The 21378-nt window shown below is 66.8% G+C and carries 23 protein-coding genes; 6 read left to right on the top strand and 17 right to left on the bottom strand.

Going from position 1 to position 21378, the window contains the following annotated elements; genetic code table 11:
• Positions 1 to 189: 189 nt before the first annotated feature.
• The 8 genes from fusA to APY03_RS09050 form a co-directional block, all read right to left on the bottom strand.
• Positions 190 to 2289, bottom strand: coding sequence for an elongation factor G (gene fusA, locus APY03_RS09085; RefSeq protein WP_068675998.1), 2100 nt, complete (start codon positions 2287 to 2289; stop codon positions 190 to 192).
• A gap of 85 nt (positions 2290 to 2374) precedes the next feature.
• Positions 2375 to 2848: a 30S ribosomal protein S7 gene (rpsG, locus tag APY03_RS09080; protein ID WP_068675996.1), complete on the bottom strand. Its 474-nt coding sequence runs from the start codon at positions 2846 to 2848 to the stop codon at positions 2375 to 2377.
• A gap of 146 nt (positions 2849 to 2994) precedes the next feature.
• Positions 2995 to 3372 carry a 30S ribosomal protein S12 gene (gene rpsL / locus APY03_RS09075; RefSeq protein ID WP_028249584.1) on the bottom strand — a complete coding sequence of 126 codons (378 nt, stop codon included), beginning with the start codon at positions 3370 to 3372 and terminating at the stop codon, positions 2995 to 2997.
• 202 nt (positions 3373 to 3574) lie between these two features.
• Entirely contained in the window at positions 3575 to 4744 is a 1170-nt protein-coding gene (locus tag APY03_RS09070; RefSeq protein WP_068676008.1) for a D-alanyl-D-alanine carboxypeptidase family protein, read from the bottom strand.
• 23 nt (positions 4745 to 4767) lie between these two features.
• On the bottom strand, positions 4768 to 5400 hold the full coding sequence (locus tag APY03_RS09065) for an alpha/beta hydrolase (RefSeq protein ID WP_068675994.1): 633 nt from the start codon (positions 5398 to 5400) through the stop codon (positions 4768 to 4770).
• A 5-nt stretch (positions 5401 to 5405) separates the two neighbouring features.
• Positions 5406 to 5759 (bottom strand): (2Fe-2S) ferredoxin domain-containing protein, encoded by a 354-nt coding sequence (locus tag APY03_RS09060; RefSeq protein WP_068675993.1) that lies wholly within the window; start codon positions 5757 to 5759, stop codon positions 5406 to 5408.
• Between the two features lie 44 nt (positions 5760 to 5803).
• Positions 5804 to 6916 carry a VanZ family protein gene (locus APY03_RS09055; RefSeq protein ID WP_068675991.1) on the bottom strand — a complete coding sequence of 371 codons (1113 nt, stop codon included), beginning with the start codon at positions 6914 to 6916 and terminating at the stop codon, positions 5804 to 5806.
• A gap of 3 nt (positions 6917 to 6919) precedes the next feature.
• Positions 6920 to 7348: a CopD family protein gene (locus APY03_RS09050; protein ID WP_068675989.1), complete on the bottom strand. Its 429-nt coding sequence runs from the start codon at positions 7346 to 7348 to the stop codon at positions 6920 to 6922.
• A 301-nt stretch (positions 7349 to 7649) separates the two neighbouring features.
• Here APY03_RS09050 and hemB point away from each other — a divergent pair, with 301 nt between their 5' ends.
• Both hemB and APY03_RS09040 read left to right on the top strand, forming a co-directional pair.
• Positions 7650 to 8654, top strand: coding sequence for a porphobilinogen synthase (gene hemB / locus APY03_RS09045; protein WP_068675987.1), 1005 nt, complete (start codon positions 7650 to 7652; stop codon positions 8652 to 8654).
• A gap of 47 nt (positions 8655 to 8701) precedes the next feature.
• On the top strand, positions 8702 to 9835 hold the full coding sequence (locus APY03_RS09040; protein ID WP_068675985.1) for a magnesium transporter CorA family protein: 1134 nt from the start codon (positions 8702 to 8704) through the stop codon (positions 9833 to 9835).
• A gap of 67 nt (positions 9836 to 9902) precedes the next feature.
• Here APY03_RS09040 and APY03_RS09035 read toward each other — a convergent pair whose 3' ends face one another.
• A complete protein-coding gene (locus APY03_RS09035) occupies positions 9903 to 10271 on the bottom strand; it encodes a DUF4148 domain-containing protein (RefSeq protein ID WP_068675983.1) in 369 nt (122 codons plus the stop codon).
• A gap of 281 nt (positions 10272 to 10552) precedes the next feature.
• Here APY03_RS09035 and APY03_RS09030 point away from each other — a divergent pair, with 281 nt between their 5' ends.
• Positions 10553 to 11542 (top strand): LysR family transcriptional regulator, encoded by a 990-nt coding sequence (locus APY03_RS09030; protein ID WP_068675981.1) that lies wholly within the window; start codon positions 10553 to 10555, stop codon positions 11540 to 11542.
• 19 nt (positions 11543 to 11561) lie between these two features.
• Here APY03_RS09030 and APY03_RS09025 read toward each other — a convergent pair whose 3' ends face one another.
• From APY03_RS09025 to APY03_RS09015, 3 genes are read right to left on the bottom strand one after another with little or no spacing between them, the layout of a single operon-like run.
• The gene (locus tag APY03_RS09025) at positions 11562 to 12416 is read right to left on the bottom strand and encodes an amidohydrolase family protein (RefSeq protein WP_068675979.1); all 855 of its coding nucleotides are present in this window, start codon (positions 12414 to 12416) and stop codon (positions 11562 to 11564) included.
• A gap of 47 nt (positions 12417 to 12463) precedes the next feature.
• Complete coding sequence (locus tag APY03_RS09020) at positions 12464 to 13147, bottom strand: dienelactone hydrolase family protein (RefSeq protein WP_068676006.1); 684 nt, start codon at positions 13145 to 13147, stop codon at positions 12464 to 12466.
• 35 nt (positions 13148 to 13182) lie between these two features.
• The gene (locus APY03_RS09015) at positions 13183 to 13785 is read right to left on the bottom strand and encodes a 2-hydroxychromene-2-carboxylate isomerase (protein ID WP_068675977.1); all 603 of its coding nucleotides are present in this window, start codon (positions 13783 to 13785) and stop codon (positions 13183 to 13185) included.
• A gap of 72 nt (positions 13786 to 13857) precedes the next feature.
• Between APY03_RS09015 and APY03_RS09010 the strand changes: the two genes are divergently transcribed.
• The gene (locus APY03_RS09010; protein ID WP_068675975.1) at positions 13858 to 14604 is read left to right on the top strand and encodes an SDR family oxidoreductase; all 747 of its coding nucleotides are present in this window, start codon (positions 13858 to 13860) and stop codon (positions 14602 to 14604) included.
• Entirely contained in the window at positions 14604 to 15260 is a 657-nt protein-coding gene (locus APY03_RS09005; RefSeq protein WP_068675973.1) for a MarC family protein, read from the top strand. The genes APY03_RS09010 and APY03_RS09005 overlap by 1 nt, the downstream gene beginning before the upstream one ends.
• Positions 15261 to 15264: 4 nt before the next feature.
• Here the strand turns inward: APY03_RS09005 and APY03_RS09000 are convergent, their stop codons facing one another.
• From APY03_RS09000 to APY03_RS08980, 5 genes are read right to left on the bottom strand one after another with little or no spacing between them, the layout of a single operon-like run.
• Positions 15265 to 15729, bottom strand: a complete 465-nt coding sequence (locus APY03_RS09000; protein WP_068675971.1) for a metallophosphoesterase family protein — start codon at positions 15727 to 15729, stop codon at positions 15265 to 15267.
• Positions 15730 to 15741: 12 nt separating this feature from the next.
• Positions 15742 to 16431, bottom strand: coding sequence for an ABC-type transport auxiliary lipoprotein family protein (locus tag APY03_RS08995; RefSeq protein WP_068675969.1), 690 nt, complete (start codon positions 16429 to 16431; stop codon positions 15742 to 15744).
• Between the two features lie 11 nt (positions 16432 to 16442).
• On the bottom strand, positions 16443 to 17420 hold the full coding sequence (locus tag APY03_RS08990) for an MlaD family protein (RefSeq protein WP_068675967.1): 978 nt from the start codon (positions 17418 to 17420) through the stop codon (positions 16443 to 16445).
• A gap of 5 nt (positions 17421 to 17425) precedes the next feature.
• A complete protein-coding gene (locus APY03_RS08985) occupies positions 17426 to 18283 on the bottom strand; it encodes an ABC transporter ATP-binding protein (RefSeq protein WP_068675965.1) in 858 nt (285 codons plus the stop codon).
• On the bottom strand, positions 18280 to 19449 hold the full coding sequence (locus tag APY03_RS08980) for an MlaE family ABC transporter permease (protein ID WP_068675963.1): 1170 nt from the start codon (positions 19447 to 19449) through the stop codon (positions 18280 to 18282). Before APY03_RS08980 ends, APY03_RS08985 begins: the two co-directional genes overlap by 4 nt.
• Positions 19450 to 19583: 134 nt before the next feature.
• On the opposite strand from APY03_RS08980, the gene APY03_RS08975 reads away from it, so the two are divergent.
• Entirely contained in the window at positions 19584 to 21218 is a 1635-nt protein-coding gene (locus tag APY03_RS08975; protein WP_068675961.1) for a GMC family oxidoreductase, read from the top strand.
• Positions 21219 to 21378 lie beyond the last annotated feature (160 nt).

Here is a 21378-nt window from a genome sequence, read left to right as displayed (position 1 = left end):
CGTGCGGCTTCGTGCGGGTGAATTTTCCTTTTGCCATTTTTCAATCCTTGAAAGAGCAGGCCCGTGTGTTGGTTTTACGTCTGCACCTTGTTGCTGGTTCCTCCGCCACGGGCAACGAAGGGCACAAGATCGCAGACAGAACTGGGAAGAACAAGGACGACCAAGCCGCCCATTGTTCGGGGCCCACGTTTACTTGGTGCGCGCAGCGACGATGGCTTCGGCAACGTTTCGCGGAGCTTCCGCGTACTGCTTGAATTCCATCGTGTAGGTGGCGCGGCCTTGCGACATCGAGCGCAGCGTGGTCGAGTAGCCGAACATCTCCGACAGCGGAACTTCGGCCTTGATGGCCTTGCCACCGCCAACCATGTCTTCCATGCCCTGGACCATGCCGCGGCGGGAGGACAGGTCACCCATCACGTTGCCGGCGTAGTCTTCAGGCGTCTCGACTTCCACAGCCATCATCGGCTCGAGGATCACGGGGCTGGCTTTGCGGGCACCTTCCTTGAAACCAAAGATGGCGGCCATCTTGAACGCCATTTCGTTCGAGTCCACATCATGGTACGAACCGAAGTGCAGCGTGACCTTGACGTCCACGACCGGATAACCGGCCAGCACGCCTTGCGTCAGCGCTTCCTGCACGCCCTTTTCCACCGCGGGAATGTACTCGCGCGGCACCACGCCGCCCTTGATGGCGTCGACGAACTCGAAGCCCTTGCCGGCTTCCTGCGGTTCGATCTTGAGCACGACATGGCCGTACTGGCCCTTGCCGCCCGACTGGCGCACGAACTTCCCTTCGGCCTCCTCGACGGTCTTGCGGATGGTCTCGCGGTACGCCACTTGCGGCTTGCCGACGTTGGCTTCCACACCGAACTCGCGCTTCATGCGGTCCACGATGATTTCGAGGTGCAGTTCGCCCATGCCAGAGATGATGGTCTGGCCCGATTCCTCGTCGGTCTTGACGCGGAACGACGGGTCTTCCTGGGCGAGACGCTGCAGGGCGATGCCCATCTTTTCCTGGTCCGCCTTGGTCTTGGGCTCGACGGCCTGCGAGATCACCGACTCGGGGAACACCATGCGCTCGAGCATGACGATAGCGCTCGGATCGCACAGGGTTTCGCCAGTGGTCACTTCCTTCAGGCCCACGCACGCGGCGATGTCGCCGGCGCGGATTTCGCTTACTTCTTCGCGATTGTTGGCGTGCATCTGCACGATACGGCCGATGCGCTCCTTCTTGCCGCGAACCGGGTTGTAGACGCTGTCGCCCTTGGACAGCACGCCAGAGTACACCCGCACGAAGGTCAGCTGGCCCACGAAGGGGTCGGTCATCAGCTTGAACGCGAGGGCCGAGAACTTCTCTTCGTCGTCGGCCTTGCGCACCACTGGTGCTTCGTCTTCGTCGGTGCCGGCCACCGGGGGAATGTCGGTCGGCGCAGGCATGTATTCGATGACGGCGTCGAGCATGGCCTGCACGCCCTTGTTCTTGAACGCCGAGCCGCACAGCATCGGCTGGATCTCGCCGGCGATGGTGCGCTGGCGGATGGCCTTCTTGATTTCCTCCTCGGAAAGCGTCTCGCCTTCGAGGTACTTGTTCATCAGCTCTTCGCTGGATTCGGCAGCGGCTTCCACGAGCTTCTCGTGGTATTCCTTGCAGACATCGACCAGGTCGGCCGGGATCTCACCATAGGTGAAGGTCACGCCCTTGTCCTCGTCCCAGATGATGGCCTTCATCTTCACCAGGTCGACAATGCCGCGGAACTTGTCTTCCGCGCCGATCGGGATCTGGATCACGACCGGGTTGGCCTTCAGGCGGTCTATCATCATCTGGCGAACGCGCAAGAAGTTGGCTCCGGTGCGGTCCATCTTATTGACGAACGCGAGACGGGGCACCTTGTACTTGTTGGCCTGGCGCCAGACGGTTTCCGACTGGGGCTGCACGCCGCCGACGGCGTCATAGACCATCACCGCACCGTCGAGCACTCGCATCGAGCGCTCCACTTCGATGGTGAAGTCCACGTGCCCAGGGGTGTCGATGATGTTGATGCGGTGCTCGGGGAAGTTCTGCGCCATGCCTTTCCAGAAGCAGGTGGTGGCAGCCGAGGTGATGGTGATGCCGCGCTCTTGCTCCTGCTCCATCCAGTCCATCGTGGCGGCGCCGTCGTGCACCTCACCGATCTTGTGATTCACACCGGTGTAAAACAGGATGCGCTCGGTGGTGGTCGTCTTGCCGGCGTCGATGTGCGCAGAGATACCGATGTTGCGGTAGCGCTCGATGGGGGTCTTGCGGGACATGAAATTACTCCATTAACGGATGAAAGCCCGCCCACCACACGGTGGGTCGGGCTTCCAGCCAATGCTCTTGTTGAGGGCGGTCTTCTTAGAAGCGGAAGTGGCTGAAAGCCTTGTTGGCCTCTGCCATGCGGTGCACTTCGTCGCGCTTTTTCATGGCGCCACCACGACCTTCCGTGGCTTCCATGAGCTCGTTGGCCAGGCGCAGGGCCATCGACTTCTCGCCGCGCTTGCGCGCGGCCTCCTTGATCCAGCGCATCGACAGCGCAAGGCGGCGCACCGGACGCACTTCCACAGGCACTTGGTAGTTCGCGCCGCCGACGCGACGCGACTTCACTTCGACCATCGGCTTGACGTTGTTGATGGCGATGGTGAAGGCCTCAAGCGGGTCCTTGCCCGGGTTCCTCTTCTCGATTTGATCGAGGGCACCGTAAATGATGCGCTCGGCCACAGCCTTCTTGCCGCCTTCCATGATCACGTTCATGAATTTGGACAGCTCGACATTGCCGTACTTGGGATCCGGCAGAATTTCACGTTTGGGGACTTCGCGACGACGTGGCATTTCTCTAACCTCTTTGCTTCAGTTGGCGCCTCTTTCAGAGACACCGCGAGAACTGACGGGAGCTCTCACTTACTCGACCCGACAGCGGGTCACTTCGTTCGGCGCAACCGCCAGGCGCGCCGAACACCGATTGAACACTCGAAGGATCAAGCCTTCTTGGGACGCTTCGCGCCGTACTTGGAACGCGACTGCTTGCGATCCTTCACACCCTGCAGGTCCAGCGAGCCACGCACGATGTGGTAGCGCACACCGGGCAGATCCTTGACACGGCCGCCGCGAACCAGCACCACGCTGTGCTCCTGGAGATTGTGGCCTTCACCGCCGATGTAGGAAATGACTTCGAAGCCGTTGGTCAGGCGCACCTTGGCGACCTTGCGCAGCGCCGAGTTCGGCTTCTTGGGGGTCGTGGTGTAGACCCGGGTGCAGACACCGCGTCGTTGCGGCGAGTTCTGCATGGCAGGGCTCTTCGACTTGATCTTTTCGACCTCGCGACCCTGACGCACCAGTTGATTGATGGTTGGCATGAATGAATAAGTCCCAAAACACCCCGGTCGAGGCCCTCACCGTGACATGAGGCAACCGAGAGATGACGAAAACGTGAAACCCTTCGGAAATTTCCGAAAAGCCCGCGAGTATAACACTCACCCAGGCCTGCCCACTTCGTGGACCGCCCCATTTAGGTGGCCGCCGCGGCTGACTGGAGAAGAAGCGCCCCGAGGACGAGCTTTACTTGATCCAAAGGCGAATGGCGTCCCAGGCTCGGCCCAAGACGCCGGCCTGCTCCACCGGCTCGAGCGCAACCAGCGGTACGTCGGCGACCGGCTGGTCAGCCAGCGTGATCTTGAGTGAACCGATCGGCTGGTTGCGGGCGAAGGGAGCGACCAGGGGATCGGGCCGCGCCACTTGCGTCTTGATCTTACCTGCAGAGCCCGCCGGCACCGCCACCACGATCGGCTCGGCGCGGCCGAGCTTGACGGTGTTCTCCCTGCCCTTCCAGACCGGCGGCGTGGCGACCGGCTGGTTGGCGTCGAACAGGCGGACCGCGTCGTATGCGGTATAGCCCCAGTTCAGCAGCTTCTGCGATTCGTTGGCTCGAGCATTCTCGCTTGCCGCGCCGAGCACGATAGTCAGCAGGCGCCGGCCACCGGCGAGGTTGGGGAAGTCGCGCCTGGAGGTGACGATCATGCAATAGCCCGCCGCATCCGTATGGCCAGTCTTCAGGCCATCGACCGTCGGGTCGCGGAACAGCAGCAGGTTGCGATTGGTGTCGTTGGTCGAGGGGGTCCCGGGGTAGCGGTACTTCTTGATCGAGTAGTAGTGCACATACTCGGGGAAGTCGCGCATCAGCCGCGTCGCCAGGATGCTCAGGTCGCGTGCCGTGGTCGTATGGCCCGCTGCTGTCAGGCCCTCGGGGTTCTTGTAGCTGGTGTTCTTCATGCCCAGTGCCTTGGCCTGGTCGTTCATGAGCTCTACGAAATGCTCCACCGTGCCGCCCACGCCCTCGGCCAGCGCGACAGTGGCGTCGTTGCCCGACTGCACGATCAACCCTTTGATCAGGTCCTCGACCGGCACCTGCATCTTCGGGTCGATGAACATGCGGGAGCCGGGCATCTTCCAGGCGCGGGTGCTGACCGGCAGTGTCTGCTGCAAGGTGATCTTCCTGGCCTTGAGCGCGTCGAAGACAAGGTAGGCGGACATCAGCTTGGTGAGCGAGGCCGGTTCGACTGGCGTGTCGACGTCCTTCTGCGCCAGTATCTGGTTCGCCGTCACGTCCAGCAGCAGGTAGCTGCGCGCAGCGACTTCCGGAGGTTGCGGCACCTGGGCCGCGGCGATCAGGCAGAAGGATGCGGCCGCGGCCGCTGCGAAGGCGCGCAGCGCGCCGAGAAGACGATTCATGGAGATGCGAAGAGAAACGAACACTAGCCCGCGCGCAGATGGCGGACGACCAGACCTTTGAGCAGCGGCAATTGTCCGTGAAAGAAATGGCCGCCCCCGGGAACGACCGTAACAGGAAGTGACTGCGGTCGCGCCCAATCCAGCACGGCAGCCAGCGGAACGGTGTCGTCCTGCTCGCCGTGCACGACCAGCGTGCGCTCGTGCGCCTCGGCCGGCAGCGTCGCCACCGAGAAGCGCGCGGCGGCGGTGCCCACCAGCACCAGTTGGCGGATGTCCCGCCTTGCCCACAGCGACTCGGCCGCACAGCTCGCAACGAAGGCCCCGAAGGAAAAGCCGGCGATGGCCAGCGGCCCCTCCGGCGCCACCTGCTCGATCACCTGAAGCATGTCCTCGCGCTCGCCGCGTCCCTCGTCGTGCACGCCCTCGCTGCCGTCGACGCCGCGGAAATTGAAGCGCACCGCGGTCCAGCCGCAGGCGACGAAAGCGCGCGCCAGCGTCTGCACCACCTTGTTGTCCATGGTGCCGCCGAAGAGCGGATGCGGATGCGCGATCACGGCGACGCCGCGGGGCGCAACGCCCTCGGCCGCAGCATCGCGCAACGCGGCGATCGCGCCGGCCGCGCCCTGGAGCTGGATCTTTTCGGTCTGCGAATTCATGGGTCTCAACGCCCTACGTCCGGCGGCAGTAGCAAGCGCTCGACCACCTTGCCGTCGCGCAGATGCGAATCGACGATCTCGTCGATGTCCTGCTGGTCGACGAAGGTGTACCAGACGGCTTCCGGGTAGACCACCGCCACGGGCCCGCCGGCGCAGCGGTCGAGGCAACCGGCCTTGTTGACCCGCACCTTGCCGGGCCCCGACAGCCCCGCTTCCTTGACGCGCGCCTTGCAGCGGTCGAAGCCCTGCTGCGCGTTGTGCTGCGAGCAGGAATCCTCGCCGTTCTTGCGTTCGTTCAGGCAAAAGAAGATGTGGCGGCCGTAGTAGCCGCGCGGCGGCGCCGTGCTGGAGGTGGACATCGGCACATTCTATTGAGCGTGCACGGCCCGCGTGCCGCAAGAGCCTAGGCGCGCGCCCGGCGCGACAAGGCGGCCAGCACGTATAGCAGCGTGGCGAAAGGCCAGAGCCAGCCCAGCCACTGCGCCAGCCCGTGGAAGCGAATGAACCGTCCCTGCTCCCAGGTCGCCAAAGTCTGGGCGAAGTAGGCGCTCTCCGGTGCCTGGTTGAGCAGGCTCAGATGGACCACGAGCGCGACCAGCAGCAGCCCCGCGCACAGGCGGCGCGGCGCGGGCAGCAGCAGTACGCCCAGGAAGAAGGCCGCCGCGATGCCGACCTGCACCGGGAGGCTGAGCCAGGCCCAGGCATGCTCGGGTCCATAGCTCAGGGCCGCCGACAGGGCGGAAGCCGCCACTCCGCTGAGCAGCACCAGCGGCAGCAGCATGGCCCGGCGCGTGACGGACCGCGTCACCAGGAAGCCCAGCAGGCAAGGCACCAGTGCGCCAAGTGCGACGCACAGGAGCTCGACGCCCGGGACCAGCGGCTCCAGTTCGAACTGGCGCACCGGCATCCAGTCGATGAAGGGCGTGTCCAGCAGCCATTCGGAGATGGCCCCCTCGAGACGTTCGAACACCTGGCCGAGTCCGAAGGTGACCGCGGCAGGGAACAGCAGCGCCAGCGGCCACAGCGCCAGCAGCACCAGCGCGCCGCGCGAGTCCTCGATGAACCAGTTCGAGCGGGTGCGGTGCCAGTGCGCCACCGCCCCCAGACGCTCGAGCGCCGCCGCCAGCACCGCGCCCGCCAGCGCGCCCAGGCTGTTGAGACCGAGATCCACGTTGGACGGAATGCGCGCCGGCAGGTAGCTCTGCAGCGTTTCCATGACAAAGGCGATGGCGGCGCCGATCAGCGTCGCGCCCAGCACCGCACGCACCGCCCCCAGTCCGGGCTGCGTGCGCAGCATGGCAATCACCATCAGGACGCCAAGCGGCATGTAGCCGGCCACGTTGATGCCGAAGTCGAACCCCGTCCAGTACCTGGGCCAGGGCGCAGCGAGGTAAGACCAGGGGGCAATCCCCTGGTCGCGCCAGTCGGCAAAGGGGTAGAGACTCGCGTAGACGATCAGCGCTGCATAGGCGAGTGCCAGGGGCAGGGCTGCGGACTTGTGTTGCTGCGTGGCCACCGCTCAGAAAGGCTTGACCACGACCAGCACCACGATCGCCAGCAGCAACAGCACCGGCACCTCGTTGAACCAGCGGTGCCAGCGCTCGCTGCGCCGGTTCTGGCCTGCCACGAACCTGCGCAGCACCACCCCGCACCCATGGTGGTAGGCGATGACCCCCAGCACCAACGCCAGCTTCGCATGCATCCAGCTGTTGCCAGGACCACGCCCGATGCCGTAGCCCAACCAGAGCCAGAGGCCGAAGCCGATCGCCGGCACGGCCAGGAAGGTGGTGAAGCGCAACAGCTTGCGAGCCATCAGGACCAGCCGGGCCCGCTCCGCCACCGACTCCGGCGCGACCATGGCCAGGTTCACGAAGATGCGCGGCAGATAGAACAGTCCCGCGAACCAACTGGCGACGAAGACGATGTGCAGCGATTTGACCCAGAGCATGCCGGCAGTTTAGTGGGCCCACTTTCGCAGCCAGGCCATCGCCGGAGCAAAAAAAAGCCCGGCGCCAAAACGCCGGGCTGGGAAGCCCTTTTGCTGTCACACATCAAGGCACCCGCTCAGGGAGGAAAAGCGGGGAGCGGCAAGCCGCCCACCGCGGAATTTAGCAAAGGCATTACCTGCGATCAAGCGAGTTCTAATCTTCTTCCCATTTTTCGCAGTTGTAGTAGTTTAAAAGTATTACGAAATTGAGCAGTATGAGCGCCCGCCGTGGCTCCTACGCACTTGGGGCACAATTTTCGTCATGACCCTCAACGCCCCCTTCCCGTCGGGCCGCCCCCGCCGGCTGCGCCGAGACACCTTCACGCGCAACTTGGTACGTGAGCACTCGCTCAGTGTTTACGACCTGATTTATCCGGTGTTCGTGCAGGAGGGCGAAAAGCGGCGTGACGCTGTACCGTCGATGCCCGGAGTCGAGCGGCTCAGCCTGGACTTGCTGCTGCCCGTGGCCGAGCAATGCCTCTCGCTGGGCATTCCGGTCATGGCGCTGTTCCCGGTGATCGACGCTGGCCTCAAGACCCCGGCCGGCGACGAGGCCTTCAACCCCGAGGGCCTGGTGCCGCGCGTTGTGGCGGCGCTCAAGTCGCGCTTCCCCGAACTCGGCGTGATGACCGACGTCGCGCTGGACCCCTACACCAGCCATGGCCAGGACGGCCTGCTCGACGAAAGCGGCTACATCCTGAACGACCCGACTGTCGAGGTTCTGGTCAGGCAGGCGCTTGTGCAGGCCGAGGCCGGCGTGGACATCGTGGCACCCAGCGACATGATGGACGGCCGCATCGGCGCGATCCGTGGCGCTCTCGAGTCGGCCGGTCGGGTCCACACCCGGATCATGGCCTACAGCGCCAAATATGCGAGCGCCTTCTATGGCCCTTTCCGTGATGCAGTGGGCTCGGCCGCCAACCTCGGCAAGAGCGACAAGAAGGTCTACCAGATGGATCCGGGCAACAGCGACGAGGCGCTGCGCGAGGTGGGCATCGACATCGCGGAAGGCGCCGACATGGTGATGGTGAAGCCGGGCATGCCCTACCTGGACATCGTGCGCCGGGTGAAGGACGAATTCCACGTGCCCACCTTCGCCTACCAGGTCAGCGGCGAATACGCGATGCTCAAGGCTGCAGCGCAGAACGGATGGCTGGACCACGACGCCGTGATGCTCGAGAGCTTGCTGGCCTTCAAGCGCGCCGGCGCCGACGGCGTACTCACCTATTTCGCGCTCGACGCCGCGCGGCTGCTGCCGAAACGCTGACTCGGGGCGCACCCGGGAGCCGGTAGAACAACAGCAGCACCGCACGCATGCGCATCTTCGAGATCGACGGCTCTCGCGTCACCGAGCATCCCACGCTGGCTCCGCTGGGCACGCCTGGCGCCTGCGCGGGCTATCTGTGGCTGTCGCTCACACGCGATGAGTTCCGCAGCGCGCTGGCCGAGGTGCAGGGCATCCTGCAGTCCCTCTGCGGCACGCACCTGGTAGACCTCCATGTCGCGGACCTTCTCAACGATCAGTTGCCGTCCCGTTACGACTTCACGTCGCAGTACGACGTGCTGGTGTTTCGCCGGCTCGCGGCCACCAACGGCCCTGCCGCGGGAGGCGCAGACGCCGGCCCGCCGCGTGGCGGACCGCCGGTGCTGCGGCGCATCGACACGCGGCCGGTCGGATTCGCCATGTTCGATCGGATGCTGCTGTCCGTGCATCCGGACGACGGCTCGGTGCGCGACGCCTTCGCGGCGCGCCTGCTGAACGCAGCGGCGCCCGACGGGCGTGGCGGCGCGGCAGTTCCCGCGCTCGATGTGCGCGCCGTCTCCACCCGCGTGCCGGCCGGTCCGGCCGACCTGATGCTGCGCGTCATCAACCTGATCGTGGATGCCTACCTGGATCTGCGCCGCGACCTGACCCGGCAGCTAGACCATTGGCAGGCCGAGCTGATCGATCCGCGCAGCCGCTTCATGAACTGGAGCGCGCTGATGCAGGCGCGGCAATCGCTCCATCATCTGGACGAGATCTGCGAAGACCAGCGCGGCGCGGTGCAGGATTGGATCGACTCGCTCGAAACCCTGCCCCAGCCCCAAGGAACGGCAGAGTCGCGCGACCGAGAGCTGATCATGGTGCGCAGCCGCGACGTGCTCGAGCACATCCAGCGCGTGGTTCATCACGTGCGGCGGCTGGAGCAGAACGCCGAGACCGCGGTGCAGCTGCATTTCAGCGTGCAGAGCCACCGTACCAACGACATCATGCGGGTGCTCACGGTGCTCACCGCGGTATTCCTGCCGCTGAACCTCATTGCCGGCATCTTCGGCATGAACTTCGAGTTCGTGCCGCTGGTGCACAAGGCCGACGGTTTCTGGATTGCCATGGCGGCGATGGGCACGGTCGCGCTGTTGCTGGTGCTCGTGTTCTGGCGCAAACGCTTTCTTGAGAGAAACAAATAGCAGCAGGCAAAAGGAAGACCGGGCAGCGCCTGGAGCGCTGCCCGGTCTTCCTTCGGCGCCCGGCGGACTACTTGGCCGCGGGAGCGCCCTGCTTCTGTGCCTGCTGCAGCGTGCCGGCGCGGTTCGGCATCGTCGAGATCACGCGGCTGTTGACGCGCGAGCCGCCGGTCACGTTCTGGTCCGGCGCGTTGGCGGTCGCGACGGCCTGGGCATACACAGCCTCGGGATTGGCGACCGACTTGAAGGGCTCGGCGCCACGCGAGCCGCGCACCACGTTCTGATTGGGGGCGGCAGCCGTGCGAGCGGCTTCGGCTTCGATTTCGGCGCGGCTCAGCGCGGAGACCGGCGCTTCCACGCCATGGTAGGTTTCTGCATGGGCACCGGCCGCGGCGAGGAGGGAGAGCGCGGCGGCAGCGAGAATGTGAGAGGTCTTCATTTCAGGTCCTTGATTCGTCGGAGGTGGCTTCAAACCAGGCTCGCAGCAGGGCTGGCCTGTGCGAGGAAGTGTCCTGTCGAACATCCTCGGGGAACGACCTGGAAAGGAGACACGGCGTTTCCTGGATCGAAACAATCCTGCGACGCTTCCCACCATGCGCGGTAGCGAGAATGCAAAGCGATGGCATGGACCTCTGCGCGACCAAGCAGGGCAGCGAAACCGATGCAAGACCCCTGCACGTTGACCGGTCGCATTCACGACATTGAAATAATGAAAGCCCAATGGACGGTCTCGACCTGCTGAAAGCCTTTCGTGAAGTTGCCGAGCGCGGCAGCTTCTCCCGCGCGGCCAAGGTGCTCGGCACCTCGAAAGCCACCGTCAGCAAGTACGTCGCCCAGCTCGAGGAGCGCTTCGGCGTGCGCCTGCTCAACCGCTCCACCCGTTCGGTCAGCCTGACGGACGCCGGCCAGTTGCTTCTCGAGCGCAGCAAGCCGCTGATGGAAATGGTCGAGCTGACTCAGAACGAACTGCAGGAGCATGCGGGCCATCCACGCGGACGGCTGCGCATCACCGCGCCGCACGGTTTCACCCAGAGCGCCTTCCCCAGCGTCCTGGGCGAGTTCATGAAGACCTACCCCGATGTCCATGTAAGCCTGCACCTGAGCAACCGGGTGATCGACCTGGTCGAGGAAGGCGTGGACATCGCCTTGCGACTGGGCCGCATCCGCGACGAGAACCTGATCGTGCGGCGCCTGCGGCAGATGGAGCTGGTCCTGTGCGCCAGCCCCGCCTATTGGTCCCGGCGCGGCTTGCCGAAGAAACCCGACGACATGCGGCGCCACGACGTGTTGACCTACTCGCTGACAGAGGGTCCGCCGCAGCTGCCCTTCGAGGTCGACGGCGAGCCCTATGCCGTGCCGGTGCACAGCCGCATGGACGCCAACGATGCCGCGCCGCTGATCGCCGCCGCGCTCGCCGGCCTCGGCGCAATCTGCGTGCCGGCGATGATGGCGCAGGCGCACGTCGAGCGTGGCGCGCTGGTACCGGTGCTCAAGGACTACATGCCGCGCGACATGTGGCTCTATGCCGCCTATGCGCAGCGCCGCCACAACAGCGCGGCGATGCGCGCCCTGCTGGACTTCCTCGAGACCCACGGGAAGATGCAGGAGCCGGCGGGGCCGGTGCCCCCGCCCTCTTCCACGGCCGTCAAGCCGGCCAAGCCGGCCAAGCCAGCCAAGGCGGCCAGGCACGCGCGGCAACCGGTGGCTTGAATCCTTCGAGCGCTGGCGCTCATCGCAGCCCGAACAGCGCCGCCGCGTTGCCCCAGGCGATGCGTTGCGCCACCTCCGGCGGCAGCGCGCCGAGCCAACGGCGGTAGCCGCCCATGATCTCATCGTAGGCGCTCCAGCGCTGGTTGACCCAGGTGTCGGAACCGACCAGGAAGCGGTCGGGGTACTTGAGGATCAAGGCGCGCCACTCGGGGCAGAGCGCGCCGCCTTCGCAGGTCAGGCCCGGCCGGTACGAGAGCTCGCCCATCAGCAGCGGATAGCGCTCCAGCAGCGCCTGCACGCGCTGCACCGGCGGCCCGCCGATGCCGGTATGCGCCCAGATCAGCCGCAGCGACCGCCCCCTGGAAGGGGCGTGGGCCATCAGAAGATCGATCGCCGTATCGTCGACATGCGCAAGCACCGCCAGCTTCTTCTGTTCGGCCAGCACGATCAGCTTGCGGGCCACCGGCTCGTTGGCGTTCGCGCTGTCGTAAAGATGGAACTCACCCAGCCCACGGTACGGGCCGCTGGCAGTGCCGCGGGCGAGCTCGGACTGCACCATGTCGTAGATGCTCTCGTCGCGAAACCAGTTGCCGTAGTCCTCGCGGTTGCGATAGAGCCGCACGAAGGGCACCACCGCGACACCGGCCTCGCGCGCTTCGCGCGCCGCAGCCAACGTCTGCGTGCCTGCATTGGGCCGCGAGTTGGCGATGATGGCCTTCACGCCGTTGCGCTGCATCCGCGCCAGCGCCTCGGCCGGCGGGTAGGGGCCTGTGTTGCCGTCCCAGGCCTCCTGGTTGTAGTGCAGGTGGGCGTCGAACAGGGGACCGGCGTAGTCCGCCGCGTGCCCCTTCGAGAACAGGGCTGCTGCCAGCATGGCGGCCGCCCAAGCCCTCGGATACCGGCGGCTCACTGGGGTACCGATCAGCCGAGGTGCCTGGCAAAGAAGGCCAGCGTGCGCTCGCGCGCCAGCTTGGCGGCCTCGGCGTTGTACGAGCCGCGCTGGTCGCAGTTGAAGCCGTGGCCCGATTCATAGACATGCACCTCGACCTCCGGGTGGGCTTTCTTGAAGGCCTCGATGGTGTCCAGCGGGATCCAGTGGTCGTTGTTGCCGAAATGAGCCAGCACCGGCACCTTGGGCGTGATCGCGCTTTCCTCCGGCGTGGTCATGCCGCCGCCGTAGTAGGGCACCGCGGCCGAGAGGCCCTGCACCTTCGCCGAGGCACGCCAGGTCAGGAGACCGCCCCAGCAATAGCCGACGATGCCCACCTTGCCGCCACGGGCCGCGTACTCGACCGCGGCCTGGAGGTCCTGCAGCACGCCCGGCGCCGGCAAGGCGTCGACGGCGGTCTTGAGCGCGAAGCCGGCCTTCATGTCCTCCTCGCTGTAGCCGAGTTCGACGCCGGGCTTGACGCGGTGGAAGGTCGCCGGCGCGACGGCAAGGTAGCCATCGGCCGCGTAGCCGTCGGCCACCGAACGGATGTGCGAGTTGACGCCGAAGATCTCCTGCACGACCACCACGGCGCCCTTCGGCTTGCCCGAGGGCTCCGCCACGTACGCGGGAAAGCTGAAGCCATCCTTGGCGGTGAGATCGATGAATTGGCCCATGGTCATGCTCCTGTGATAGTGAGAGGGGTTGCTGTTCATTGCGCGTTCAATGCGCGGGCGACGAAATCCAGCCTGTCCTGGCCCCAGAAGATCTCGCCGTCGATCACGTAGCTGGGCGCGCCGAAGACCTTGGCGTCGATCGCCTGCTGCGTGTAGTCCTCGTAGCGCTCCTGCACGGCCTGGCTGAGCGACTGCTCGGCGCGCTTGGCAGGCAGACTGCATTCGGCGGCCAGCGCCTCCAGCACCTTCGGGTCCGCGATGTTGCGCTCCTGGGCCCAGACCGCGGCGAATATTGCGCCGCACAGTTTCATCGCTGCCTCGCAGCCGTCGTGCAGATCGACCGCGATGATGAGCTTGGCGGCGTCGTCGCCCGCGACCGGGAAGAACTTCGGCGTCGGGTTGAGCGGGATGTCCAGGTGCCGCGAGAAGCGCGCCAGGTCGACCAGCCGGTAGGCTTGGCGCTGCGGGGCGCGCTTGCCGAGCGGCAGGCCGCCGGACACGGGGAAGATGGCGCCGAAATCGACGGGTCGCACGCGCACGGTGGCGGCGGCCGCCTTGGCAAGCGCGGCGAAGCGCGCATGGCCCAGGTAGGTCCAGGGGCTCTGGGGTGTGAAGTAGTAGTCGACGCTGCGGGTCACAAGCCTCTCCTCGATGATGTAATTGCCCCGGACGTTTTAACTGAGGCACGGCTTTCGTGCAGGAGGCGGGATTTGGACCAGGTACTCTTGATCACCGGCGGCAGCCGCGGCATCGGCGCCGCCACCGCCCTGCTCGCGGCGCAACGCGGCTTCGCGGTGGCCGTCAACTATGCCAGCAATTCGCTGGCCGCCGACGAGGTGGTCCGCACGATCCGGGGGCGCGGCGGCCGCGCCATCAGCGTGCAGGCCGATGTGGGCGACGAGGCACAAGTCAAGGCGATGTTCGAGAAGCTCGACGCCAAGTTCGGCCGCCTCGGCGCGCTGGTCAACAACGCCGGCGTGGTCGACGTGCAGGCGAGGGTAGACGGCATGAGCCTCGAGCGGCTCGAGCGGATGTTCCGCGTCAACGTGATCGGCAGCTTCCTCTGTGCGCGCGAGGCGGTGCGCCGCATGAGCACGAAACACGGCGGCAGCGGCGGCGCCATCGTCAACCTCTCCAGCGCGGCGGCACGGCTGGGCTCGCCCGGCCAGTACGTCGACTATGCGGCCAGCAAGGGCGCGATCGAGAGTTTCACCATCGGCCTGGCCAAGGAAGTCGCGGAGGAAGGCATCCGGGTCAACGCCGTGCGCCCAGGCCTCATCGACACCGAGATCCATGCCTCGGGCGGCATGCCCGATCGCGCCTTCCAGCTCGCCTCCACCGTGCCGATGAAGCGCACGGGCAGTGCTCAGGAGGTCGCCAACGGCATCGTGTGGCTTCTCAGCGAGGAAGCGAGTTACGTCACCGGCACCTTCATGGACGTCACCGGGGGAAGGTGATGGCCACCCCCGCCATGGACCTGGTCAAGCCGCTGATCACGCTGCTGGCCATCGTCAATCCGCTGGCGATCGTGCCGTTCTTCATCCACTACACGCAGGGGTACACGGAGGCACAGCGCAAGCGCACGGCCTGGGTGTCGGCCTTCAGCGCCTTCGTGGTCATCGCGATCAGCGCGCTGCTCGGGCTGCAGCTGCTGGCCTTCTTCGGCATCTCGATCGCGAGCTTCCAGGTGGGCGGCGGCATGCTGCTGCTGATCAGCTCGCTCAGCATGCTGAACGCCCAGCCGGCGGAGGCCAAGACCAACCAGGAGGAAATCCGGGCCACGGAGATCAAGGCCTCGCTGGGCGCGTCGATCGCCGTGGTGCCGCTCACCATCCCGCTGCTGACGGGACCGGCCACCATGTCGACCGTCGTGATCTACGCCGACAAGACGCAGCACATCTGGGAGCTCGCGCTCCTGGTGGGCTACGGCATGGTGATCGGCGCGGTGACCGGCGTCATCTTCTCCCTGGCCGACCCGATCGCGCGCGTGCTCGGCAAGACCGGCATCAATGTTATGACGCGGCTCATGGGCCTGATCCTTGCCGCATTGGCGGTAGAGGTGATGGCCGACGGACTGTCCACGCTGTTCCCGGCGCTGGGCCGGACGCGCTGAGCGCTCAGCGCTTCACCAGCTCGACGATGCGCGGCGTGACGACGCCATCGTCCACGCGCAGTTCCGCCGCACAGATCGGCAACCGGAAGCGCGGCGGACCCGCGCTGCCGGGGTTGACATACCAGACGCCTGCGCGCTCCTCGGCCAAGGGCCGGTGCGAATGGCCGCACACCACCACGCGCACCCCCTCTGCCGCCGGATCGATCGCCAGCTCGGCGATGTCGTGGATCACATGGAGCCGCAACCCCCGCAGCTCCGCCCGCGCCGTGTCGGGCACGGCGTCGGCCCAGGCACCCCGGTCATTGTTGCCGCGCACCGCCGTCACCGGCGCAAGCGCCGCCAGTTGCTCGAGGATGCGCGGATCGCCGATGTCGCCGCCGTGCACGATGTGCTCGCAGCCCTGCAGGAAGTCCAGCGCCTCGGGCCGCAACAGTCCGTGCGTGTCGGAGATCAGGCCGATGCGGTGCATGGCCGGCCTGCCTCAGCGCGGCTGGTCCACCCAGGCCACGAGCTCGGCCACCGCCGCATCGCTCGCCGCCGCCAGGCCCTTCACCCCGCCAGCCGCGTCGGCACTCGGCGCCGGCCGTTGCACCGCGAAGCTGCGCTGCGCCAGCACGCGATCGCCGCCGCTGCCGCTGCGGATCAGCGTGGCGCGCAGCCGCACCAGGCCCACGCTCGTGGCCGGTGACTCGAAGTAGTGGCTGAATTCGTCCAGCGATACCCGCAAGGTGTCCGGCACCCGACCTTCAGCCCGTGCGATGGTCGCGCTCTCCTCCGGACCCAGCACGGTACGGCGCGCAGCCAGCGCATCGCGCAGCCGCTGATGCAGCAGTTGCGCCGGTGCCAGGCTCCAGCGCGCCTGGCCATAGGGCCGCAGCTCGTTGGCGTCGGCGTAGCCCAGGCGGTAGAGCAACTGCGTGCCTTCGAGCCGGGTGCTGGCGTCGATCTCGGCCAGCGAGATCGGCGGCAGGGCAGAAGGGTTCGCCGATGCCGGTGCCGCCGCCGCGGCCGCCGCGACGTTGGGTCCGAAATCGTAGAGCGTCGCCCGGGCGGGCTTGTCCGGCAGCGCGCCGCAGCCCGACGCGAGCAGCGCGGCGCCTGCTGCAAGCACGGCAAGAATCGGAAGGCGCCGGGCAGGCGCTCGGGTGTGCGGGTGGGCGTTGTTCTTCATGTTCGTCACGGTCAGGGGCGCGCGGGCGGCGCAGAGAAACCGGGCTCGCCCGGCCCCGCCACCACGCCGCCATTGCCGAAGAGCAGCGATTGCGGGTTGTCGTTGATGCTGTCGGCCGTCCGGCCCAGCCGGCGCACCGCGCGCGAGGTGTCGTCGGCGACGCGGTTCACGCGCGGCAAGGTGGCGGCATTGAAGGAGTCGACCGCCTGCGCCAGCGCCCGGGTGCCGTCGCTCAGGCGCTCGACAGGGCCGTCCTTGGCGTTCAGGCGAGTCACCGTGGTGTTGGCGTTGTTGGCCACGCGCGAGACGTCCGTGGCCGCCGTTTTCACCGTGCCCATCGTGTCCTTGGTCCGCTCGATCAGCGGCGGCAGCGCCGCCAGCGCCGGGTTGAGCCCGTTCTTGACCGTGTTGTCGAGCGATCGCGTGAGCTGGTTGGCGCTGGCCGTGGCCTGCGCGATGCTCTCCAATGCGTCGGCGATGCGCTTCTGGTTCGAGTCGCCCAGCAGGACGTTGGCGCGCTTCGTCACCTCCTCGACCTGGTTGATGATGGCCTCGCCACGATCCTGGAGCTGGGCCAGCACCGAGGGCCTGAGCGGGATGCGCGGCGGGTCGTCGTCGTTGGGCGTCAGCGGCGTCTGCGATTCTCCCTTGTCGTCCAGCGCGATGAAGGCCAGGCCGGTCACGCCCTGGTAGGCCAGGGTGGCATAGCTCGAGGTGGTGAGCGGCACCCGCTGGTCGACCGTGATGCGCACCCGCACATTGCCCTTGACCTTGGGGTCGAAGTCGATCAAGGACACCTTGCCAACCGCGATGCCCCGGTAGCGCACCATGGCCTGCGGCTGGAGGCCGCTCACCGCGTCGCGCGTGGAAAGTTCGTAGGTGTTGCGCACCGTGTTATCGCGCGTGAGCCAGACCACCAGCGCGACCAGCGCAGCGACCAGGCCGATCACGAAGGCACCGGCGGCGAGGGCGTGGGCCTTGTTTTCCATGGCAGCTACCTTTCAGTGGATGGGACCGCGCGCGCGCCGGGGCGCCCCGCGACGAGCGGCGAGGGCGCGCCTTCGTGCAGGGCCTCCATGGCGCGCTGGCCGCGGCCGCCGAGGAAGTATTCGTGGATGAAGGGATGCGGATACGCGATCACGTCGCGCGCCGTTCCGGCGACGATCACGCGCTGGTCGGCCAGCACCGCGATGCGGGTGCTGAGGTCGAACAGCGTGTCGAGGTCGTGCGTGACCATGACCACCGTCAGCCCCAGTTCGCGGTGCAGGCTGCGCAGCAGGTCGCAGAAGCCGTCGGCGCTCTCGGGGTCCAGCCCTGCGGTCGGCTCGTCGAGGAGGAGCAGCGGGGGGTCCATGATCAGCGCGCGCGCCAGCGCCACCCGCTTGATCATGCCGCCCGAGAGGTCCGCCGGGCTCTTGGTGGCCTGCTGTGGCTCGAGGCCGACCATCTGCAGCTTCACCAGTGCGGCATCGCGGATGAGGTCCTCCGGCAGCAGCTTGAGCTCGCGCAGCGGGAAGGCGATGTTGTCGAGCACGCTGAAGGCGGAGAACAGCGCGCCGTGCTGGAACAGCATGCCGACGTTGGCGGCGCCCGTCGCGCTCATCCGCCCGGGCGGATGGCCGAGCACCGAGACCTCGCCCTTCGAGGGCGTCTCGAGCCCGAGGATCTGGCGCAGCAGCACGGTCTTGCCCGTCCCCGAACCGCCGACCAGCGAGAGCACTTCGCCACGCCGGATCGTGAGGTCGAGGTCGCGGTGCACCACCTGCTCGCCCTCGGGAGACTTGAAGACGGTCCAGAGCTTGCGGATCTCGACGACCGCGGGCGCCTCGCCGTCGCTGTGGCCGTTGCTCATGTCCTGAACCCCACACCCTTGAACAGGACCGCGAACAGCGCATCGACCAGGATCACCACCGTGATCGAGGCCACGACGGAAGACGTGGTGCCGCGCCCCAGGCTCTCGGTGTTGGGCTTGACCTTCATGCCGAAGTAGCAGGCGATCAGCGCAATCAGCACGCCGAACACGGCGGACTTGCCCAACGCCAGCCAGAGGTTGCTCAGCGGCACCGCCCGCGGCAGCGCCGTCATGAAGTATGCCGGCCCGATGTCGAGCGTGAGGTCGGCCGCGATCATGCCGCCGAACAGTGCCGCCATCGAGGTCCACATGCTGATCAGCGGCATGGCAATGGCCAGCGCCAGCACCCGCGGCATGACCAGGCGAAAGCCGTGAGGGATGCCCATCACCCGCATGGCGTCAAGCTCCTCGGTCACCCGCATCACCCCGATCTGCGCGGTGATGGCCGAGCCCGAGCGCCCCGCGATCAGCACCGCGGCGAGCACCGGGCCCAGCTCGCGTATCAGCGAGAGGCCGAGTATGTTGACGATGAAGGCCTCGCCGCCGTACTGGCGCAGTTGCTGGGAGGTCAGGTAGGCCAGCACCACGCCGATCAGCAGGCCAACCAGCGCGGTGATCGGCAGCGCGGTCGCGCCGAAGTGATAGAGGTGGCCCGAGAAATCGCGCCATGGCGCACGGTGCGGCGCACGCAGCAAGCGGCCGACGTCGAGCGTGAGCTGGCCGATCAGCCGCAGGAAATCGCGCGCGACGAACAGGACGCGCGGGCCGATGTGAGCCAGTGCGCGCAGGTACTCGGCCAGCGTCTTGCCGGTCTCGGCCGGCGGACTGCAGGTATATCGCGCCACCTGGTCAAGCACTGCCTTGTGCTGCGACTCCATTTCCAGCCGTGCCGGCCAGGCGCGGCGCCAGTGGTTCCACAGCAGTTGGGCCCCGATGTGATCGAGCTGTTCGATGGGGCGCAGGTCCCAGGCCCGGTCGTCCTGCGGCGGCAGGCCCTGCAGATTTTTCTCGAGCGCGTTCCAGGTGGCCTGCGAGGACATCGCCATCGCCGTCCAGCAGCCGCTGGCAACCGCCCACCGGCCGCCGGCCTCGTCGCGCCGCTCGACGCGGGGGCGCAGGCTGTCGGCGTGTTGCGCGGCGGCGGTCGGCAGCGGGACAGTCGACATGGAGGATGGGCGTTTCTGAAGAACGGAGATCGCGACATCGTAACCGCCGCACTTGACAGTCCCGTGCCCTTTCCACGCGCGGGAGCGTAGGCGGTCGCGCAATGCCCGGGCCTTTGCCACAATGGCCGATGCCAATGAACGACGACACCACCTTCGACTACATCATCGTCGGCGCCGGCACCGCCGGCGCGCTGATGGCCAACCGCCTGAGCGCCGACCGGAACCGCCGCGTGCTGCTGATCGAGGCGGGCCGCAAGGACGACTACCACTGGATCCACATCCCGGTGGGCTATCTCTACTGCATCGGCAACCCCCGCACCGACTGGCTCTACACGACCGAGCCGGACGCCGGCCTCAACGGCCGCAGCCTGCGCTATCCGCGCGGCAAGACGCTGGGCGGCTCTTCCTCCATCAACGGCATGATCTACATGCGCGGCCAGTCGCGCGACTACGACCAGTGGGCGCAGCTCACCGGAGACGACACCTGGCGCTGGGACGAGGTGCTGCCCGCCTTCAAGCAGCACGAGGACTACTACCTGGGCGCCGACGAGATGCACGGCGCCGGCGGCGAGTGGCGGGTCGAGCGCCAGCGCCTGCGCTGGGACATCCTGGACGCTTTCGCCCAGGCCGCAGAGCAGGCCGGCATCCCGCATTCGACCGACTTCAACCGCGGCAGCAACGAAGGCGTGGGCTACTTCCAGGTCAACCAGAAGAGCGGCTGGCGCTGGAACACCGCCAAGGCCTTCCTGCGGCCCACCTGCTACGGCCGGCCAAACTTCGAGCTGTGGACCGGCGCACAGGTCTCCCGCCTGCTGCTCGATACCCAATCGGACGGCCGGCGACATTGCAGCGGCGTGCAGGTCTGGGACGGCCACGAGATGGTCCTGGCCCACGCGACCCGCGAGGTGATCCTGTGCGCCGGCAGCATCGGCTCGCCCCAGATCCTGCAGCTTTCGGGCATCGGACCGGCCGAGTTGCTGCGCCGGCACGGCATCGAAGTGGCGCTCGACGCGCCGGGCGTGGGCGCCAACCTGCAGGACCATCTGCAGATCCGCGCGGTCTACAAGGTCAAGGACGCACCTACGCTCAACGTGCTGGCTTCCTCCTACTACGGCAAGGCGAAGATCGGCTTCGAATACCTGCTGAAGCGCAGCGGTCCGATGAGCATGGCCCCCTCGCAGCTCGGCGCCTTCACCCGCAGTGGGCCCGAGCACGCATGGCCCAACCTCGAATACCACGTGCAGCCGCTCTCGCTCGATGCATTCGGCGAGCCGCTGCACAGCTTCCCTGCCTTCACCGCGAGCGTGTGCAACCTGAACCCGACCAGCCGCGGCACGGTGCAGATCAAGAGCCACCGCTTCTCGGATGCGCCGGCGATCGCCCCCTGCTACCTGAGCACAGAGGAAGACCGCAAGGTGGCCGCCGACTCGCTGCGCGTGACGCGCCGCATCGTGGCACAGCCCGCGCTGGCGAAGTACCGGCCCGAGGAGTGGAAGCCCGGCCCCGAGTACCAGAGCGACGAGGAGCTGGCGCGGCTGGCCGGCGACATCGCGACCACCATCTTCCATCCGGTGGGCACCACCCGGATGGGTGCCGATGGCGATCCGATGGCCGTGCTCGATTCGCGGTTGCGGGTGCGCGGCATTGCGGGCCTGCGGGTGGTCGATGCCGGCGTGATGCCCACCATCACCAGCGGCAACACCAACAGCCCCACGCTGATGATCGCGGAGAAGGCGGCAAGCTGGATTCGCGCGACCGAAGGCGGTTGAGAGGCCCTCCTTGTTTCCACTTGTTGCGCAGTGGCGGGTATTCCCCGATGCACTGGCACGGTGCGTACGCCTAAAGTCTCGCCACTCGCAAACGGGCCTGCCCCGCAGCGCGGGGGACCGAGGAGACACTTGGAGAAGAACTAGAACAGGCTTCAGACAA

Origin of the sequence: Variovorax sp. WDL1 (assembly GCF_001541225.1) — a bacterium.
In the GTDB taxonomy this organism is placed as follows: Bacteria; Pseudomonadota; Gammaproteobacteria; order Burkholderiales; family Burkholderiaceae_C; genus Variovorax.
The sequence above is the reverse complement of the archived record's forward strand: the minus strand, read 5'-3'. Positions and strand labels throughout refer to the sequence as shown.

Excerpts from the sequence above, each read along its gene's own strand:
- fusA (WP_068675998.1), bottom strand. The coding sequence starts at position 2,289 with ATGTCCCGCAAGACCCCCATCGAGCGCTACCGCAACATCGGTATCTCT.
- rpsG (WP_068675996.1), bottom strand. The coding sequence starts at position 2,848 with ATGCCACGTCGTCGCGAAGTCCCCAAACGTGAAATTCTGCCGGATCCC.
- rpsL (WP_028249584.1), bottom strand. The coding sequence starts at position 3,372 with ATGCCAACCATCAATCAACTGGTGCGTCAGGGTCGCGAGGTCGAAAAG.
- APY03_RS09070 (WP_068676008.1), bottom strand. The coding sequence starts at position 4,744 with ATGAATCGTCTTCTCGGCGCGCTGCGCGCCTTCGCAGCGGCCGCGGCC.
- APY03_RS09065 (WP_068675994.1), bottom strand. The coding sequence starts at position 5,400 with ATGAATTCGCAGACCGAAAAGATCCAGCTCCAGGGCGCGGCCGGCGCG.
- APY03_RS09060 (WP_068675993.1), bottom strand. The coding sequence starts at position 5,759 with ATGTCCACCTCCAGCACGGCGCCGCCGCGCGGCTACTACGGCCGCCAC.
- APY03_RS09050 (WP_068675989.1), bottom strand. The coding sequence starts at position 7,348 with ATGCTCTGGGTCAAATCGCTGCACATCGTCTTCGTCGCCAGTTGGTTC.
- hemB (WP_068675987.1), top strand. The coding sequence starts at position 7,650 with ATGACCCTCAACGCCCCCTTCCCGTCGGGCCGCCCCCGCCGGCTGCGC.
- APY03_RS09040 (WP_068675985.1), top strand. The coding sequence starts at position 8,702 with ATGCGCATCTTCGAGATCGACGGCTCTCGCGTCACCGAGCATCCCACG.
- APY03_RS09035 (WP_068675983.1), bottom strand. The coding sequence starts at position 10,271 with ATGAAGACCTCTCACATTCTCGCTGCCGCCGCGCTCTCCCTCCTCGCC.
- APY03_RS09030 (WP_068675981.1), top strand. The coding sequence starts at position 10,553 with ATGGACGGTCTCGACCTGCTGAAAGCCTTTCGTGAAGTTGCCGAGCGC.
- APY03_RS09025 (WP_068675979.1), bottom strand. The coding sequence starts at position 12,416 with ATGCTGGCAGCAGCCCTGTTCTCGAAGGGGCACGCGGCGGACTACGCC.
- APY03_RS09020 (WP_068676006.1), bottom strand. The coding sequence starts at position 13,147 with ATGGGCCAATTCATCGATCTCACCGCCAAGGATGGCTTCAGCTTTCCC.
- APY03_RS09005 (WP_068675973.1), top strand. The coding sequence starts at position 14,604 with ATGGCCACCCCCGCCATGGACCTGGTCAAGCCGCTGATCACGCTGCTG.
- APY03_RS09000 (WP_068675971.1), bottom strand. The coding sequence starts at position 15,729 with ATGCACCGCATCGGCCTGATCTCCGACACGCACGGACTGTTGCGGCCC.
- APY03_RS08995 (WP_068675969.1), bottom strand. The coding sequence starts at position 16,431 with ATGAAGAACAACGCCCACCCGCACACCCGAGCGCCTGCCCGGCGCCTT.
- APY03_RS08990 (WP_068675967.1), bottom strand. The coding sequence starts at position 17,420 with ATGGAAAACAAGGCCCACGCCCTCGCCGCCGGTGCCTTCGTGATCGGC.
- APY03_RS08985 (WP_068675965.1), bottom strand. The coding sequence starts at position 18,283 with ATGAGCAACGGCCACAGCGACGGCGAGGCGCCCGCGGTCGTCGAGATC.
- APY03_RS08980 (WP_068675963.1), bottom strand. The coding sequence starts at position 19,449 with ATGTCGACTGTCCCGCTGCCGACCGCCGCCGCGCAACACGCCGACAGC.
- APY03_RS08975 (WP_068675961.1), top strand. The coding sequence starts at position 19,584 with ATGAACGACGACACCACCTTCGACTACATCATCGTCGGCGCCGGCACC.